This is a genomic window from Paractinoplanes aksuensis, assembly GCF_024137025.1.
GTDB lineage: Bacteria > Actinomycetota > Actinomycetes > Mycobacteriales > Micromonosporaceae > Actinoplanes > Actinoplanes aksuensis.
The window spans coordinates 33,760-49,386 of sequence record NZ_JAMYJR010000044.1 but is presented as its reverse complement, the minus strand read 5'-3'; the positions used below and the strand labels follow the sequence as shown (position 1 = coordinate 49,386).

At 69.4% G+C, this 15,627-nt stretch carries 14 protein-coding genes; 6 read left to right on the top strand and 8 right to left on the bottom strand.

Annotated elements, in window-relative coordinates; translation table 11 throughout:
• Nucleotides 1-4 precede the first annotated feature (4 nt).
• From sufC to M1L60_RS37700, 5 genes are read right to left on the bottom strand one after another with little or no spacing between them, the layout of a single operon-like run.
• Entirely contained in the window at nucleotides 5-766 is a 762-nt protein-coding gene (gene sufC, locus M1L60_RS37720) for a Fe-S cluster assembly ATPase SufC (protein ID WP_253242364.1), read from the bottom strand.
• Entirely contained in the window at nucleotides 763-1,095 is a 333-nt protein-coding gene (locus M1L60_RS37715) for a non-heme iron oxygenase ferredoxin subunit (protein WP_253242363.1), read from the bottom strand. Before M1L60_RS37715 ends, sufC begins: the two co-directional genes overlap by 4 nt.
• Nucleotides 1,092-2,222, bottom strand: a complete 1,131-nt coding sequence (gene sufD, locus M1L60_RS37710) for a Fe-S cluster assembly protein SufD (protein WP_253242362.1) — start codon at nucleotides 2,220-2,222, stop codon at nucleotides 1,092-1,094. The genes M1L60_RS37715 and sufD overlap by 4 nt, the downstream gene beginning before the upstream one ends.
• 4 nt (nucleotides 2,223-2,226) lie before the next feature.
• Nucleotides 2,227-3,648, bottom strand: coding sequence for a Fe-S cluster assembly protein SufB (gene sufB / locus M1L60_RS37705; RefSeq protein WP_253242361.1), 1,422 nt, complete (start codon nucleotides 3,646-3,648; stop codon nucleotides 2,227-2,229).
• Between the two features lie 46 nt (nucleotides 3,649-3,694).
• A complete protein-coding gene (locus M1L60_RS37700; RefSeq protein ID WP_253242360.1) occupies nucleotides 3,695-4,414 on the bottom strand; it encodes a helix-turn-helix transcriptional regulator in 720 nt (239 codons plus the stop codon).
• A 107-nt stretch (nucleotides 4,415-4,521) separates the two neighbouring features.
• On the opposite strand from M1L60_RS37700, the gene M1L60_RS37695 reads away from it, so the two are divergent.
• Nucleotides 4,522-5,466 (top strand): COX15/CtaA family protein, encoded by a 945-nt coding sequence (locus M1L60_RS37695; protein ID WP_438862200.1) that lies wholly within the window; start codon nucleotides 4,522-4,524, stop codon nucleotides 5,464-5,466.
• 631 nt (nucleotides 5,467-6,097) lie between these two features.
• Here the strand turns inward: M1L60_RS37695 and M1L60_RS37690 are convergent.
• The 3 genes from M1L60_RS37690 to M1L60_RS37680 all read right to left on the bottom strand — a co-directional run bounded on the left by M1L60_RS37690 (nucleotide 6,098) and on the right by M1L60_RS37680 (nucleotide 8,632).
• Nucleotides 6,098-7,003 carry an ATP-grasp domain-containing protein gene (locus M1L60_RS37690; protein ID WP_253242358.1) on the bottom strand — a complete coding sequence of 302 codons (906 nt, stop codon included), beginning with the start codon at nucleotides 7,001-7,003 and terminating at the stop codon, nucleotides 6,098-6,100.
• Nucleotide 7,004: 1 nt separating this feature from the next.
• On the bottom strand, nucleotides 7,005-7,298 hold the full coding sequence (locus M1L60_RS37685) for a hypothetical protein (RefSeq protein WP_221381802.1): 294 nt from the start codon (nucleotides 7,296-7,298) through the stop codon (nucleotides 7,005-7,007).
• 368 nt (nucleotides 7,299-7,666) lie between these two features.
• The gene (locus M1L60_RS37680; RefSeq protein ID WP_253242385.1) at nucleotides 7,667-8,632 is read right to left on the bottom strand and encodes a heme o synthase; all 966 of its coding nucleotides are present in this window, start codon (nucleotides 8,630-8,632) and stop codon (nucleotides 7,667-7,669) included.
• 261 nt (nucleotides 8,633-8,893) lie between these two features.
• On the opposite strand from M1L60_RS37680, the gene tkt reads away from it, so the two are divergent.
• From tkt to pgl, 5 genes are all read left to right on the top strand, one after another.
• Complete coding sequence (gene tkt / locus M1L60_RS37675) at nucleotides 8,894-11,026, top strand: transketolase (protein ID WP_308208599.1); 2,133 nt, start codon at nucleotides 8,894-8,896, stop codon at nucleotides 11,024-11,026.
• An 11-nt stretch (nucleotides 11,027-11,037) separates the two neighbouring features.
• Nucleotides 11,038-12,174 (top strand): transaldolase, encoded by a 1,137-nt coding sequence (gene tal / locus M1L60_RS37670; RefSeq protein ID WP_253242357.1) that lies wholly within the window; start codon nucleotides 11,038-11,040, stop codon nucleotides 12,172-12,174.
• Nucleotides 12,175-12,267: 93 nt separating this feature from the next.
• Entirely contained in the window at nucleotides 12,268-13,785 is a 1,518-nt protein-coding gene (gene zwf, locus M1L60_RS37665) for a glucose-6-phosphate dehydrogenase (protein ID WP_308208598.1), read from the top strand.
• Nucleotides 13,782-14,795, top strand: a complete 1,014-nt coding sequence (locus M1L60_RS37660; RefSeq protein ID WP_253242355.1) for a glucose-6-phosphate dehydrogenase assembly protein OpcA — start codon at nucleotides 13,782-13,784, stop codon at nucleotides 14,793-14,795. Before zwf ends, M1L60_RS37660 begins: the two co-directional genes overlap by 4 nt.
• A gap of 86 nt (nucleotides 14,796-14,881) precedes the next feature.
• The gene (pgl, locus tag M1L60_RS37655) at nucleotides 14,882-15,613 is read left to right on the top strand and encodes a 6-phosphogluconolactonase (protein WP_253242354.1); all 732 of its coding nucleotides are present in this window, start codon (nucleotides 14,882-14,884) and stop codon (nucleotides 15,611-15,613) included.
• Nucleotides 15,614-15,627: the final 14 nt, after the last annotated feature.

Sequence of the window (15,627 nt, the reverse complement as noted above, 5' to 3'; positions counted from 1 at the left end):
CCCGTCAGACCCGAGCGCCCACGTAACGCTCGTAACCCTCGGCCTCGAGCTGCTCGGCGAGCTCCGGGCCGCCCTCCTGCACGATCTTGCCGGCGACGAACACGTGCACGAAGTCCGGCTTGATGTAGCGCAGGATCCGCGTGTAGTGCGTGATCAGCAGCAGGCCGGTGTCGCCGGTCTCGCGGACGCGGTTGACGCCCTCGCTGACCACACGCAGCGCGTCGATGTCGAGGCCCGAGTCGGTCTCGTCGAGGATCGCCATCTTCGGCTTGAGCAGCTCGAGCTGCATGATCTCGTGGCGCTTCTTCTCGCCGCCGCTGAAGCCCTCGTTGACGTTGCGCTGGGCGAACGCCGGGTCCATCTGCAGCTGCTCCATGGCCTTGCGCAGCTCGCCGGCCCACGTCCGCAGCTTCGGCGCCTCGCCGTCGACCGCGGTCTTGGCCGTACGCAGGAAGTTGGCCACGGACACGCCGGGCACCTCGACCGGATACTGCATGGCCAGGAAGAGCCCGGCCCGCGCCCGCTCGTCGACGGTCATGTCGAGGACGTTGTCGCCGTCCAGCGTGACGGTGCCGCCGGTGATCTCGTACTTGGGGTGGCCCGCGATGGAGTACGCCAGCGTCGACTTGCCCGAGCCGTTCGGACCCATGATGGCGTGGGTCTCGCCCGACTTCACGGTGAGGTCGACCCCGGCCAGGATCGGCTTCAGGTCGCCCTCGGGCAACTTGACCGACACCTGCAGGTCGCGGATCTCCAGGGTGCTCACGGGTTTACTCCATTACTCGGGGTCGTCGATACATAGATGTCGCCGTCGCGGATCTCGACGGGGAAGGTCGCCACCGGGCTGAACGCGGGCGGACCGCTCGGCTCGCCGGTGCGCAGGTCGAACCGGGAGCCGTGCAGCCAGCACTCGAGCGTGCAGCCCTCGACCTCACCCTCCGAGAGGGGGACCGCGGCGTGGGTGCATTCATCGCGTACGGCATAGAAGTTGTCGTCATCGGCGTGCACGACCGCGATGTCGACGCCGTCGAGCTCCACGGAGATCGCGGCGCCCTTCGCGACGTCGGTGGCCGGGCCGACAAGCTCGAAACTCACGCGCCCGTCTCCGCCAGCCGGGCCTCGATCGCGCTGCCGAGGCGCTCGCGCAGCTCCTCGACCGGGATCTTGTTGAGCAGCTCGGCGAAGAACCCGCGGACCACGAGCTTGCGCGCCTCGCCGTCGGGGATGCCCCGGGCCATCAGGTAGAACAGCTGCTCCTCGTCGAAGCGGCCGGTCGCGCTGGCGTGCCCGGCGCCGACGATCTCGCCGGTCTCGATCTCGAGGTTGGGCACCGAGTGGGCCACGGCGCCGTCGGTCAGGATCAGGTTCCGGTTGATCTCGTACGTGTCGGTGCCGGTAGCCGTCGCCCGGATCAGCACGTCGCCGACCCAGACGGTCTGCGCCGACTTGCCCTGCAGGGCGCCCCGGTAGCCGACGTAGCTGCGGCAGTCCGGCACCGAGTGGTCGACCAGCTGGCGGTGCTCGAAGTGCTGGCCGGCGTCGGCGAAGTAGAGGCCCCAGAGCTCGGCGTCGCCGCCGCGGCCCGTGTATTCCACGCTGGTGAACTGGCGGACCAGGTCACCGCCCAGCGCGACCTGCACGTGGACGGCCCGGGCGTCCTTGCCGACCTTGAGCTTGACGTGCTGGGCCTGCACCGCGTCGGCGTCCCAGTCGGCCACCGTGACCAGGGTGAGCTGGGCGCTGTCGCCCACCAGCACCTCGATGTTGTCGGCCAGGGTGGTCGTGCCGGTCTGCTCCAGCACCAGCGTGACCTTGGCGAACGAGCCGACCTTGATGAAGGTGCGCCCGGCCGCGGCCTCGCCGCCCTTGCCGACGACGCGGATCACCACGGCCTGCTCGGGCTCGATCTCGGGCGCGACCTCGATGAGGTTCACGCCCGCGGCCGCGCCGAAGGCCAGCGCGCTGATCCGGTCGAACGGCGTGAGCACCGGCTCGACCCCGTCGACGCTCCGCACGCTGACGCCGGCGGGCAGGTCACCGGGCTCGAGCTGCGGCGCGGTGCCGGTCAGCGACGTCGCCGTGACCAGCTCGCGCAGCCGCTTGAGCGGGGTGAAACGCCAGTCCTCCTCCAGCCCGTTGAGGGCCGGGAACTCGGTGACGTCGAACGACCGCAGCACCTGGGTCTTGGTGCTGGCCGGAGCAATCGTTGTTTCCGTGGTCATGGTTTTAGCCGACCGCGCCTTCCATCTGGAGCTCAATGAGACGGTTCAGTTCGAGGGCGTACTCCATGGGGAGTTCCTTGGCGATCGGCTCGATGAAGCCGCGCACGATCATCGCCATCGCCTCGTCCTCGGTGAGACCGCGGCTCATCAGGTAGAAGAGCTGGTCCTCGGAAACCTTGGAGACGGTCGCCTCGTGCCCCATCGCCACGTCGTCCTCGCGGATGTCGACGTAAGGGTAGGTGTCGGAGCGGCTGATGGTGTCGACCAGGAGTGCGTCGCACTTGACCGTGCTCTTCGAGGACGACGAGCCCTCGAGCACCTGCACGAGACCGCGGTACGACGTGCGGCCGCCGCCCCGGGCGATCGACTTCGACACGATGGTCGAGGAGGTGTGCGGCGCGGCGTGCACCATCTTGGCCCCCGAGTCCTGGTGCTGACCCTCGCCGGCCATGGCGATCGAGAGGACCTCGCCCTTGGCGTGCGGGCCGGTCATGTAGACGGCGGGGTACTTCATGGTCACCTTGGAACCGATGTTGCCGTCGATCCACTCCATGGTCGCGCCCTCTTCACAGGTGGCGCGCTTGGTGACCAGGTTGTAGACGTTGTTCGACCAGTTCTGGATGGTCGTGTACCGCACCCGGGCGTTCTTCTTGACGACGATCTCGACGACCGCGGAGTGCAGCGAGTCGGACGAGTAGATCGGCGCCGTACAGCCCTCGACGTAGTGCACGTACGAGCCCTCGTCGGCGATGATCAGCGTCCGCTCGAACTGGCCCATGTTCTCGGTGTTGATCCGGAAGTAGGCCTGCAGCGGGATGTCGACCTTGACGTTCTTGGGCACGTAGATGAACGAGCCGCCCGACCACACCGAGGTGTTGAGCGCGGCGAACTTGTTGTCGCCGACCGGGATCACGGTGCCGAAGTACTCCTGGAAGATCTCCGGGTGCTCCTTGAGCGCCGTGTCGGTGTCGAGGAACAGGACGCCCTGCTCCTCGAGGTCCTCACGGATCGCGTGGTAGACGACCTCGGACTCGTACTGCGCGGCGACGCCGGCCACGAGGCGCTGCTTCTCGGCCTCGGGGATGCCCAGCTTGTCGTACGTGGCCTTGATGTCCTCGGGCAGGTCTTCCCAGCTCGCGGCCTGCTTCTCGGTCGAGCGCACGAAGTACTTGATGTTCTGGAAGTCGATGCCGGTGAGGTCGGCGCCCCAGTTCGGCATGGGCTTGCGGTCGAACAGACGCAGGCCCTTGAGCCGCAGGTTGAGCATCCACTCGGGCTCGCTCTTCAACGCGGAGATATTGCGCACCACGGCCTCGGACAGGCCACGCTGCGCCGCGGCCCCCGCGACGTCGGCGTCGGCCCAGCCGTACTCGTACTTGCCCAGGGCGGCGAGGTGCTCTTCCTGGCTGACGATTTGGTCGGTCATGTATCTGTCCTAACCGTGGTTGCCTTTGGTGCGGTCTTCAGTCCGGTCACGGGCGGCGGGCGGGGTGGTCGGATGGACGTGTGGGGGCAGGAATATGCGTAGTGCACACCCTGTCTCCGTGCGCGATGGTGGCGAGACGCTGCACGTGGGTGCCGATGAGCCGCGAAATAACCTCGGTCTCGGCGTCGCACAGCTGAGGGAACTCGGCGGCCACGTGCGCCACCGGGCAGGAATGCTGGCACAACTGGCCGCCGGACGCGATCACGGTCGCGTTGGCAGCGTAGCCCTCGGCGGTGAGCGCCTCGGCGAGTGCCTCGGCGCGCGCGATCGGGTCGTCGCCGGCCTCGCGCAGGGCGGCCCGGCAGCGCTCCTCCAACGCGACGACCTGGGCCGACGCGAAAGCGGTGACCGCCTCGGCCCCGTGGTGCTGCTGGATCCAGCGCAGCGCGGCCGTCGCGATACCGTCGTAGAAGTGCGGGTTCAGATCTTCCCGGGCCGCCGCCGTGAGCGCGAAGGCCTTGGCCGGTCGGCCCCGGCCCCGCGGACCGGTGTTGCGGACCTCGCGGGTCTCGACCAGCTGGTCGGCCAGCATCGCGTCGAGGTGCTTGCGGATCGCCGCCGGGCTCAGGCTCAGCTCGGCGCCGAGCTCGGCCGCGGTGGCCGAACCACGCTCGAGCAGCAGCTGAGCGACCCGGTCACGGGTGCGACCGTCCGACGCGCTGGCTGCCGCCACCGCACCGCTCCGGATCTGCACCTCGTTTTTCACTACGCCAACGTTACGTATTTCAGCGTAGCCCTGCAAACCGACCCCCCGGTGATCCATGCCACCGGGTGTCACCGGCCCTTCAAATCGCGCTCAATTGCCTGCGTACGATGCCAGGGGTGAGATTCCTACCGCTGCGCCCTCTGGCTTTGGCGTCCCTGGTCGCCAACGTTGCGCTGGTCGTCACCGGTGCTGCGGTTCGTCTCACCGGATCCGGTCTCGGCTGCCCCACCTGGCCCCGCTGCACCGACAGTTCGTACACGACGACCGCCGAGATGGGCGTGCACGGCGTGATCGAGTTCGGCAACCGGATGCTCACGTTCGCCCTCGGCATCATCGCGGTCGCCTGCGTGATCGCCGCGCTGCTCGAGAAGCCCCGCCGCCGCGCCCGCGTGATCCTGTCGATCGCGGTGCTGTTCTACATCCCGCTGCAGGCGGTGGTCGGCGGCATCACGGTGCTGACCGACCTCAACCCGTGGGTCGTCGGCATCCACTTCCTCATCTCGATCGTGATCATCGCTTTCGCGTACGCGTTGTGGAGGCGCGCCGACGAGGGCGACGGACCCGCGGTGCCGCTCGTCCCGCGCCCGATCAACCACCTGGTGTGGATCCTGTCCGTGGTGAGCGCCGCGGTGATCGCCTTGGGCGTGGTCGTGACCGGCAGCGGCCCCCACGCCGGCGACGAGGACGCGAAGCGCAACGGCCTCGACCCGGCCACGGTCTCCCAGGCCCACGCCGACGTGGTCTTCCTGCTGATCGGCCTGACCGTTGCCCTGATCTTCGCGTTGCGCGCGGTGCAGGCCCCGTCGGCCACGGTCCGCGCCGCGGTGGTGCTGCTGGTGGTCGAGCTGGCCCAGGGCCTGATCGGCTTCGTCCAGTACTTCACCCACCTGCCGGTCCTGCTCGTCGGCGCCCACATGCTCGGCGCCGCCCTGGTCTGGACGTCCACCCTGGCCGTCGTCTGGTCCCTGCGCGCCCGCCCCGACGTCCCGGCCGCCCCGACCGAGCCCACCCCGGTCACCAAGACCGAAGAGCCGGTCCCCACTTCACACTGAGCTTTTCCCCGTACGACACCAAGCCGCGCGACCATCCAGGCCCCCTGATCGACAGCATCTCGCTGATCTTGGCGGGCGCTCGTCCGCGGTAATGCGCGTCGGCTACCAAACTCGCTGACCTGCGCCTCGGCGATCGAGCCCTGTGGATAACCCGCGTGTCATCCACAGAAAGAACATCGGCCCGACTTTGATCGGCCGCCTTCGGCACGCTTTCCCCATGCCGCACACGAGCCCCACTCCCGAAGCCCCCCGGCCGGTCTGATCCCACGCCGGCCTCTTGGACCCGGCAGGGTTGCCTCTCCGTTACCCGTCAGGCGGAGCGGCTTCCGCGAAGCCCTGCCGAAGGGGTGGCGTCCGCCGCGAGCCGCCGGCCCGGAATCCCCACCGAGAACGGCTCTCCGGACGCCACCCGACCAATCCACCGCACCGCCGTGACGCTGAGCCGCGCGCTTCTCCGCCCGCGCAGCGCCGGCGTCCGGCCGCACCCGTCACGAGAAAGGAGGTGGTCCTAGACGCAGCACCCCATCGGTGCCGGCGGCCCTTCCCGGTGTCTCTGCTCGGCCGCCGCACCAGACCCACCTGCGCGCGGGTGGTGGTCTTCTCTCTCCGGCCACCACCCGTCGCCCGCCGGTCAGACGCGGGCCAGGATGGCTTCGGCCAGGCGGCGGGTAGCCGCGTCCCCGCCCTCTTTCAGGAAGAGGGAGGGCTCGGTCAGCTCGAGCTCGACCAGCAACGGAGCACCGTCCGGCCCCGGAATCAGATCCACGCGGGCGTAGAGCAGCCGCCGAGTGCCGCCGCGCACAGCCTCGAGCACCCGCTCGGCGGTCTTGTGCTCGGCCTCGGACGGAGTGCGCGGGTCGATCCGCTCGCTGCCCGGCTTGATCGCACCCTCGTCGGGCCCGGTCAGCATCGCGCCCTTGCGGATAGCGTGACTGTAGGACAGGTCACCGCGCGCATCCGGCAGGAAGATCAGCGCGGTCTCCCCCACCTCGTCGACCGCGGCCAGATAAGGCTGGATCATCGCCGTACGCCCGGCGGCATTCAACCGGGCCACGTGCGCCTCGGCCTGAGCCGACCGGGCCGGCAGGTGGTAACGACCGGTGTCCTGGCTGCCCGCGCTGACCGTGGGCTTCACGACCCATTCACCGGCCGCGGGCGGCGTCCACGTCTCGCCCGGCGCCACGAAGTCGGTCGGGGTGACCGGCAGCCCGGCCCCGGCCAGCTCGGTCAGGTAGCGCTTATCGGTGTTCCACTCGAGCACGTCGGCCGGGTTGAGCAGCTTGGGAACGCTGTGCGCCCAGGCCACGAAGCTGTCGCGGCGGGCGACGTAGTCCCACGGCGACCGGATCACCGCCACGTCGTACGCCGCCCAGTCGACCCCGGCCGCGTCCCACGGGACGACGTCCACCTCCGCGCCACGGGCCCGCAGGGTGTCGCGCAGCGGGTGGTCGTCCTCCCACAGGTCCGGGAAGAGGTCGCACGTAACGAGAGCGACCCGGGATCGCTCCCGGGTCGCAGGGTCGGTGGTCGAAGTCAACTCAGCGGGCCATGCTCCGGCGCGACATCGAGCGCCACAGGTCGTTGCTGGGGCGCATCTGCTCCATGAGCTCGCGCTCCCACTCGTTCTCCACCTCCACGCCGGCGTTCTCACACGCCTTGCGGGCCTGGTTGGTGTCGTCGGCGAACTGGTCGGACCACTCGCCGTCCTCACCGACGAGAACGATGCGGGCACCACGCTTGCCGACGTACTCGATGACCGCCTTGGCACCACCGTGGCCGGCGGCGAAGGACTTGATCCCCGCGGTCAGTGTCGTATCGGAACCTTGAGCCATGAAGGGAAGAGTAAGCACCTCGTGGGCCGGGGCAAGTACCCTCGCCTGCCTTTTGTGAGGGGAATTACCTGCGGGTTTAACCCTTGGACCCGTAGCAATAGAACTAAATTGCCCGAATTGCCCGCATCCACAGGTTTCCATCTATTGAGTGACCTTGCGTAACCGAGAATGGGGCGAATTCGGTCGCGTTGTGCGACGCCGGTGACCCTGGGCCGAAGATTCGCGACGGCCCCGGAGCACCCGAACCCCGCTACGACGCACCTGCGGCCTTGCGCCCCGCCCGGAAAAGTGGCACGCCCCGTGACGCAACAATGAGGCGCGCCCGTCCCGCGAGAGGCGGGCGGGCGCGCGGCGAGGCAGCGGGCGGCTCAGACGAGCGCGTCCACCGCCACGGCGATGAACAGGATCGTCAGGTAGGTGATGGACCAGTGGAACAGCCGCATCGGCTTGGTCGGCTCGCCGGCCCGGGACCGCTTGACCAGCAGCGCCGCCTCGACCAGGAAGGCCAGCCCGACCACGGCCGCCGTGATGCCGTAGATCAGGCCCATGCCCATCGACGCCCCGAGCGGCCAGACCGCGAACGAGGAGGCCAGCGTGAGCACCGTGAAGAAGATGATCTCGAAGTTGACCCGGCCGGCCGAGCGCACGACCGGCAGCATCGGGATGCCGGCGCGGGCGTAGTCGTCCTTGTACTTGATGGCGAGCGCATAGAAGTGCGGCATCTGCCAAAAGAAGACAACCGCAAAAAGCGCCCAGGCCAGCGGCGACACCGTGCCCGTGACGGCGGCCCAGCCGATGATCACGGGGGCCGAGCCGCAGATGCCGCCCCAGAACGTGTTGGCCGGGGTGCGCCGCTTCAGCCACAGCGTGTAGACCACGTCGTAGTAGAAGATCGCGGCAGCGGTGAGGGCCGTGGCCAGCCAGTTGGTGAAGACGGCCATCAGCGCGACGGAAATCACGGCCATGGTCAGACCGAAGATCAGCACCGAACGCGGAGTGACGGCGTTGGCCGGCAGCGGCCGCCGCTTGGTCCGCCGCATGACCTGGTCGATGTCGCGGTCGATGTAGCAGTTGAGCGCGCTCGCGGCCCCGCCCGCCATCGCCCCGCCGATCAGCACCACGGCGAGTGTGCGCAGGTCAGGCCACCCGCCGGCCGCGACCATCATGGTCGGGACGGTGGTCACCAGGAGCAGTTCGACGATCTGCGGCTTGCACAGCGCCAGGTAGGCGCGCAGCAGGCCTACGAGATCGAGACGCGCTTCGGGGCGAACCGCGTCCGCGGTGCGCTCCGTAACGCCGACCGCCCGTCCAGGGACGGGACGCTCGGTGATCATGCTCACGGACAGCCACCTTCCGGCTTCGGCACCAGCCAACTCACGGCCCCTGCCGGCCCGGCCGGCGGCACGCCCGGACAGCCTACGCTCAGCCATCTGCGCTGCTCCGGCGACCCACATCGGGTGCACGGCGTCACACGTCGCGTGTCCGCTCTCAGCGTATGGGCCTCGGGCGTTCCCCGGGCGAGGGTTTAACCGAAGTGGATAGGGTCAACCTCAAAAGAGGTTTACCGAAACCATGCCCCGAGGAGCACAACCGACGTGGCTGCCACAGATCCTGCTCTCAACTGGTCCGACCTAGACCGCAAAGCGGTGGACACTGTCCGGGTCCTGGCCATGGATGCCGTCGAGAAATCCGGCAACGGCCATCCCGGCACCGCGATGAGCCTCGCGCCCGCCGCCTACCTGCTGTTCAACCGGGTCATGCGGCACGACCCGACCGACCCGCACTGGGCCGGGCGGGACCGCTTCGTGCTCTCCTGTGGCCACTCCAGCCTCACCCTCTACATTCAGCTCTACCTCAACGGCTTCGGCCTGGCCCTGGACGACCTGGCCTCGCTGCGGCAGTGGGACTCGCTGACCCCCGGCCACCCCGAATACGGGCACACCCCCGGCGTCGAGGTCACCACGGGCCCGCTCGGCCAGGGCATCGGCAACGCGGTGGGCATGGCCATGGCCGCCCGCCGTGAGCGCGGCCTGTTCGACCCGGAGCCCAAGACCGGTGACTCTCTGTTCGACCACCACGTGTACGTGCTGTGTTCGGACGGCGACATCGAAGAGGGCGTCAGCCACGAGTCGAGCGCCATCGCCGGCGTGCAGAAGCTCGGCAACCTCACGGTGATCTACGACGACAACGAGATCTCCATCGAGGACGACACCCGCATCGCCAAGAACGAGGACGTCGGCGCGCGGTACGCCGCGTACGGCTGGGACGTCCGGCACGTCGACTGGCGTAAGGGCGACCCGTCCAAGGGCAGCGAGTACAACGAGGACGTCGAGGCCCTCCACAAGGCCATCGAGGACGGCAAGAAGGTCACCGACAAGCCGACCTTCATCGTGCTGCGCACGATCATCGGCTGGCCCGCCCCGAACAAGCAGAACACCGGCAAGATCCACGGCTCCGCGCTGGGCGCCGACGAGGTCGCCGCGACCAAGGAGGTCCTGGGCTTCGACCCGAACGAGACCTTCGCCGTCGCCGAGGACGTCCTCGCGCACACCCGCACGGTGGTCGAGCGCGGCCAGGCCGCCCACGCCGAGTGGAACACCAAGTACGAGACCTGGGCCAAGTCGAACCCCGAGCGCAAGGCGCTGTTCGAGCGGCTGTCGGCGCACACCCTGCCCGACGGCTGGGAGAAGGCGCTCCCCGAGTTCCCGGCCGACCCCAAGGGCCTGGCCTCGCGGGCCGCGTCGCAGCAGGTCCTGAACGCCCTCGCCCCGGTGCTGCCCGAGCTGTGGGGCGGCTCGGCCGACCTCGCCGAGAGCAACAACACCACGATGAAGGGCGAGCCGTCCTTCATCCCGGCCGAGTACGCGACCAAGGCCTTCCCCGGCAACGAGTACGGCCGCACGCTGCACTTCGGCATCCGTGAGCACGGCATGGGCTCGGTCCTCAACGGCATCACCGCCCACGGCCGCACCCGCCCCTACGGCGGCACGTTCCTGGTCTTCAGCGACTACATGCGCGGCGCCGTCCGCCTGTCCGCGCTGATGAAGCTGCCGGTCATCTACGTGTGGACGCACGACTCCATCGGCCTGGGCGAGGACGGCCCGACCCACCAGCCGATCGAGACCCTGTCCGCGCTGCGCGCCATCGTCGGCCTCGACATCGTGCGCCCGGCCGACGCCAACGAGACGGCCTACGCCTGGCGGGGCGCGATCGAGCACAACGACCGCCCGACCGGCCTGGCCCTCTCCCGCCAGAACCTCCCGACCATCGACCGTACGAAGTACGCGTCGGCCGAGGGCACCCTGCGCGGCGGCTACATCCTGTCCGAGGCGTCCGGCGGCGAGCCCAAGGTGATCCTCATCGGCACCGGCTCCGAGGTGCAGTACTGCCTCACCGCGCAGGAGCGCCTCGAGGCCGAAGGCACTCCGACCCGCGTGGTATCGATGCCGTGCCTCGAGTGGTTCTACGAGCAGGACACCGCGTACCAGCAGGAGGTTCTGCCCCGCGGCGTCAAGGCCCGGGTGACGGTGGAAGCCGGCATCCGGCAGAGCTGGGACCGGATCCTGGGTGAGGCGGGCGAGCCCGTGAGCATCGAGCACTACGGCGCGAGCGCCCCCGCCAAGATCCTCTTCGAGCAGTTCGGGTTCACCGCGGACAACGTGGTGGCCAAGGCCAACGCCGCCCTGGCCAAGGTCGGCGAGATCACCGGTCACAAGACCGGTAACTGAGGGAGTTAGTAATGACCGACAGGCTTGCTGAGCTCTCGGCCGCTGGTGTAGCGGTCTGGCTCGACGACCTCTCCCGCCCCCGCCTGACCACGGGTGGGCTCAAGAAGCTGCTCGACGAGCAGCACGTGGTCGGTGTGACCACCAACCCGAGCATCTTCCAGAAGGCGCTCTCCGACGCCGACGCCTACGACGAGCAGCTGCGTGATCTCGCGGCCCAGGGCGTCACGGTCGAAGAGGCCGTACGCCTGATGACCGGCCGTGACGTGCGGGACGCGTGTGACGTCGAGCGCCCGGCCTACGACGCCTCCAACGGCGTCGACGGCCGCGTGTCGATCGAGGTCGACCCGCGCAAGGCCCACGAGACCGAGAGCACCGTGGCCGAGGCCAAGACGCTCTGGTGGCTCGTCGACCGCGAGAACCTCTACATCAAGATCCCGGCCACCCTCGCCGGCCTGCCGGCCATCACCCAGGTGCTGGCCGCGGGCATCAGTGTCAACGTGACCCTGATCTTCTCGAACGAGCGCTACCGCGCGGTCATGGATGCGTTCCTCGACGGCATCGAGCAGGCCAAGGCCAACGGCCACGACCTGTCCAAGATCGGTTCGGTGGCGTCGTTCTTCGTCTCCCGCGTGGACAGCGAGATCGACAAGCGCCTCGACAAGATCGGCAGCGACGAGGCCAAGGCGCTCAAGGGCAAGGCGGCCATCGCCAACGCGCAGCTCGCGTACGAGGCGTACCAGGAGGTCTTCGGGACCGACCGCTGGAAGGCTCTGGAGTCGGCCGGCGCGCAGCCGCAGCGGCCCCTCTGGGCGTCCACCTCCACCAAGAACCCGGAGTACAAGGACACCATCTACGTCGAGGAGCTGGTCGCTCCGGGCACGGTCAACACCATGCCCGAGGCCGTGATCCACGCGTTCGCCGACCACGGCGAGACCCGCGCCGACGCGGTGACCGGCTCGTACGACACCGCCCGCAAGGTCTTCGCCGACCTGGCCACGGTCGGGGTCGACCTGCCGGACGTCTTCAAGGTGCTCGAGGACGAGGGCGTCGACAAGTTCGAGGCCAGCTGGAAGGAGCTGCTCGAGGGCGTCGACAAGTCGCTCAAGGCAGCGGCCAAGGGCTCGAGCAACCCGAGCGACGCGGCCTGACACAGGCGATGAGGGGACTCGCGTGACGCGGGTCCCCTCCTCTGTCCCTGCTTAGACACTTGCACGACACCGAAAACTGGCAGGATGGACCACGTGGGCAATCCGCTGCGTAGCGCACAGGACCGCAGGCTTCCCCGGATCCCCGAGCCTTGTGCTCTGGTGATCTTCGGAGTCACCGGTGACCTGTCCCGAAAGAAGCTCATCCCGGCCGTCTACGACCTGGCCAACCGCGGTCTCCTGCCGCCCGGTTTTGTGGTTCTGGGCTTCGCCCGCCGCGACTGGGGTGACGGTGACTTCGAGTCGCTGGCGTACGAAGCGGCGAAGAAGGGCGCCCGAACCCCGTGGCGTGAGGACGTCTGGCAGCGACTGGCCAGCCAGTTCCAGTTCGTGCCGGGCTCGTTCGACGACGACGCCGCCTTCGACCATCTGGCCGAGACCCTCGACGACCTGCGCGAACGCAACGGCATCCCGGGCAACGCCGCCTTCTACTTCTCGATCCCGCCGGCCGCCTTCCCGCTGGTGCTCAACCAGCTGGCCCGCACCGGCATGGCCGACAACGCCAAGTCCGGTGGCTGGCGCCGCGTGGTGGTCGAGAAGCCGTTCGGCAACGACCTGCAGACCGCCATCTCGCTCAATCAGCTGGTCGACGAGGTCTTCACCCCGGGCGACGTCTACCGCATCGACCACTACCTCGGCAAAGAGACGGTCCAGAACATCCTGGCCCTGCGCTTCGCCAACAGCCTGTTCGAGCCGGTGTGGAATTCCAAGTACGTCGACTCGGTGCAGATCACGATGGCCGAGGACGTCGGCATCGGCACCCGGGCCGCGTTCTACGACGCGTCCGGCGCCGCCCGCGACGTGCTGCAGAACCACCTGCTCCAGCTGCTGGCCCTGGTCGCCATGGAGGAGCCGACGAGCTTCGACCCCGACGACGTGCGGGCCGAGAAGCTGAAGGTCCTCAAGGCGATCGCCATCCCCAAGGACATCTCGAAGGGTTCCGTCCGCGGTCAGTACCTCCCGGGCTGGGTGGCCGGCGAGCGCGCGGTCGGCTATCTCGAGGAGAAGAACATCCCGGCCAACTCCACGACGGAGACCTACGCGGCCGTCCGCCTGGGCATCCAGAACCGCCGCTGGGCCGAAGTTCCTTTCTATGTACGCGTGGGCAAGCGCATGCCGCGCCGCGTGACCGAGATCGCGATCCTCTTCAAGAAGGCGCCGCACCTGCCCTTCGACCCGGCCGACGTCGAGATGCTGGGCCACAACCAGCTCGTCATCCGCGTGCAGCCCGACGAGGGCGTGGTGCTGAAGTACGGCTCCAAGGTGCCGGGCACCACGATGGAGGTCCGCGACATCGCGATGGACTTCCAGTACGGCGAGGCGTTCACCGAGTCCAGCCCCGAGGCGTACGAGCGTCTGGTCCTGGACGTGCTGGTCGGCGACCGGACCCTGTTCCCGGACGCCGCCGAGATCGAGCAGAGCTGGCAGGTCATCGACCCGCTGGAGGCCGCCTGGGCGAACACCAAGCCGGAGCCGTACCGGTCCGGCGAGTGGGGCCCGCGCGCGTCGGACGAGATGCTGGCCCGTGAGGGCCGCGCCTGGAGGCGAGCATGATCGGCTTGTGGGACACCACCGGCAACGAGGTGGTCAAGGCGCTCGCCGCCGAGCGGCGCAGCGCCGGCGGTGTGGCCTCCGGCCTCGCCCTGACCCTGGTCGCCGTGGTGGAGGAGAAGAAGGTCCGCGAGGCCGAGGCGGCGGCCACGATCGCGGCCGCCGCGCACCCGTGCCGGCTGCTCATCGTCGTCCGCTCCGATCTCGAGGGTCGCAGCCGGCTCGACGCCGAGATCGTCGTCGGCGGCCGGCTCGGTCCGGCCGAGGCGGTCGTCATGCGCATGTACGGCCGGCTGGCGCTGCACGCCGAGTCGGTGGTCATGCCGCTGCTGGCGCCGGACGTCCCGGTCGTCACGTGGTGGCACCAGGAACCGCCGGACATGATCGCCAACGACTTCCTCGGGGTGGTGGCCGACCGGCGCATCACCGACTGCGCCCAGGCCCACGACCCGGTGGCCGCGCTGCGCCAGCGGGCGGTGGACTACGCGCCCGGCGACACCGACCTCACCTGGACCCGGATCACCCTGTGGCGCACGCTGGTGGCCGGCGCGTTCGACACCACCGAGGCCCGGGTGACCGGCGCGACCATCGTGGCCCCGCCCAAGGACCCGACGGCCTGGCTGATGAAGGGCTGGCTCCAGTCCCGCCTCGGCATCACGCCCGAACTGCAGGCCAGTGACCGCGCCCCGCGCATGCACTCGGTCATGCTGCAGTGCGAGAACGGCGACACGGTCACCGTCACCCGCGAAGAGAACACGGCGCTGTTCAGCCGCACCGGTCAGGAAGACCGCTACATGCCGCTGCCCAAGCGGCCGGTCGGCGACGAGCTGGCCGAGGAGCTGCGCCGGCTGGACGCCGACCAGATCTACGCCGACGCCCTCGGCGCGATGGCGGGTGTGTCCGGCCTCGACCACAAGCCGCCGATGCGCGTACACGTGTGGAAAGACCCGGCGCTGGCCGCGCAGGCCGGCGACGAGGCCGCGATGGCCGGTCCCGGCGGCACCGCCGCCTAGGAAGCAGAAACGTACGGGGGCCGTCCACCATTGGTGGGCGGCCCCAGCCCCTTTCAACACCTTTGACACCGACAGGAGAAGCAACTGTGAGCAAGACCCTGGTGGTGGTCGTTCCGGACGCCGACACCCTGGCCGCGACCGTGGCGTCCCGGCTGATCGCCAAGATCGTGGACGCGCAGGCGGAACGCGGCTCGGCCGGTGTCGTGCTGACCGGCGGCCGGATCGCCAAGCGGGTGCTGGCCGCCCTCGAGGAGCTGCCCGAGGCCAGGGCGATCGACTGGGCCCAGCTCGACCTGTGGTGGGGCGACGAGCGCTTCCTGCCGGCCGGCGACCCGGAACGCAACGAGACCCAGGCCCGCGAGGCGCTGCTCGACGCGCTCCCGCTCGACCCGGCCCGGGTGCACGCCATGCCCGCCTCGGACGGTCCCGACGGCGACGACCCCGAGGCGGCCGCCACCCGGTACGCCGGCGAGCTGCGCCTCGGCGGGGCCGAGCTGCCGCCGTTCGACGTGCTGATGCTGGGCGTGGGCGAGGACGGTCACGTGGCGTCACTCTTCCCCGGGCACCCGGTGCTCAACGAGACCGGCACCACCGCGGCCGTCCGCGACAGCCCCAAGCCGCCGCCGAACCGGGTCACCCTCACCATGCCGGCCATCCAGACGGCCGACGAGGTGTGGCTCATCGCCGCCGGCCCCGACAAGACCGACTCGGTCGGCCGGGCCCTGGGCGGCGACGAGCTGCTGCCGGCCGCCCACGCGACCGGCCGGACGAAGACGTACTGGCTGCTCGACAAGGCCGCGGCCGCGAAGGTCGGCTAGCCCGGCGGTCCGTC

What these genes read in the sequence shown, in the direction of transcription:
- sufD (WP_253242362.1), bottom strand. Translation starts at nt 2,222, where the DNA reads ATGACCACGGAAACAACGATTGCTCCGGCCAGCACCAAGACCCAGGTG.
- M1L60_RS37680 (WP_253242385.1), bottom strand. Translation starts at nt 8,632, where the DNA reads ATGATCACCGAGCGTCCCGTCCCTGGACGGGCGGTCGGCGTTACGGAG.
- sufB (WP_253242361.1), bottom strand. Translation starts at nt 3,648, where the DNA reads ATGACCGACCAAATCGTCAGCCAGGAAGAGCACCTCGCCGCCCTGGGC.
- M1L60_RS37695 (WP_438862200.1), top strand. Translation starts at nt 4,522, where the DNA reads ATGCCAGGGGTGAGATTCCTACCGCTGCGCCCTCTGGCTTTGGCGTCC.
- tal (WP_253242357.1), top strand. Translation starts at nt 11,038, where the DNA reads ATGACCGACAGGCTTGCTGAGCTCTCGGCCGCTGGTGTAGCGGTCTGG.
- M1L60_RS37685 (WP_221381802.1), bottom strand. Translation starts at nt 7,298, where the DNA reads ATGGCTCAAGGTTCCGATACGACACTGACCGCGGGGATCAAGTCCTTC.
- M1L60_RS37660 (WP_253242355.1), top strand. Translation starts at nt 13,782, where the DNA reads ATGATCGGCTTGTGGGACACCACCGGCAACGAGGTGGTCAAGGCGCTC.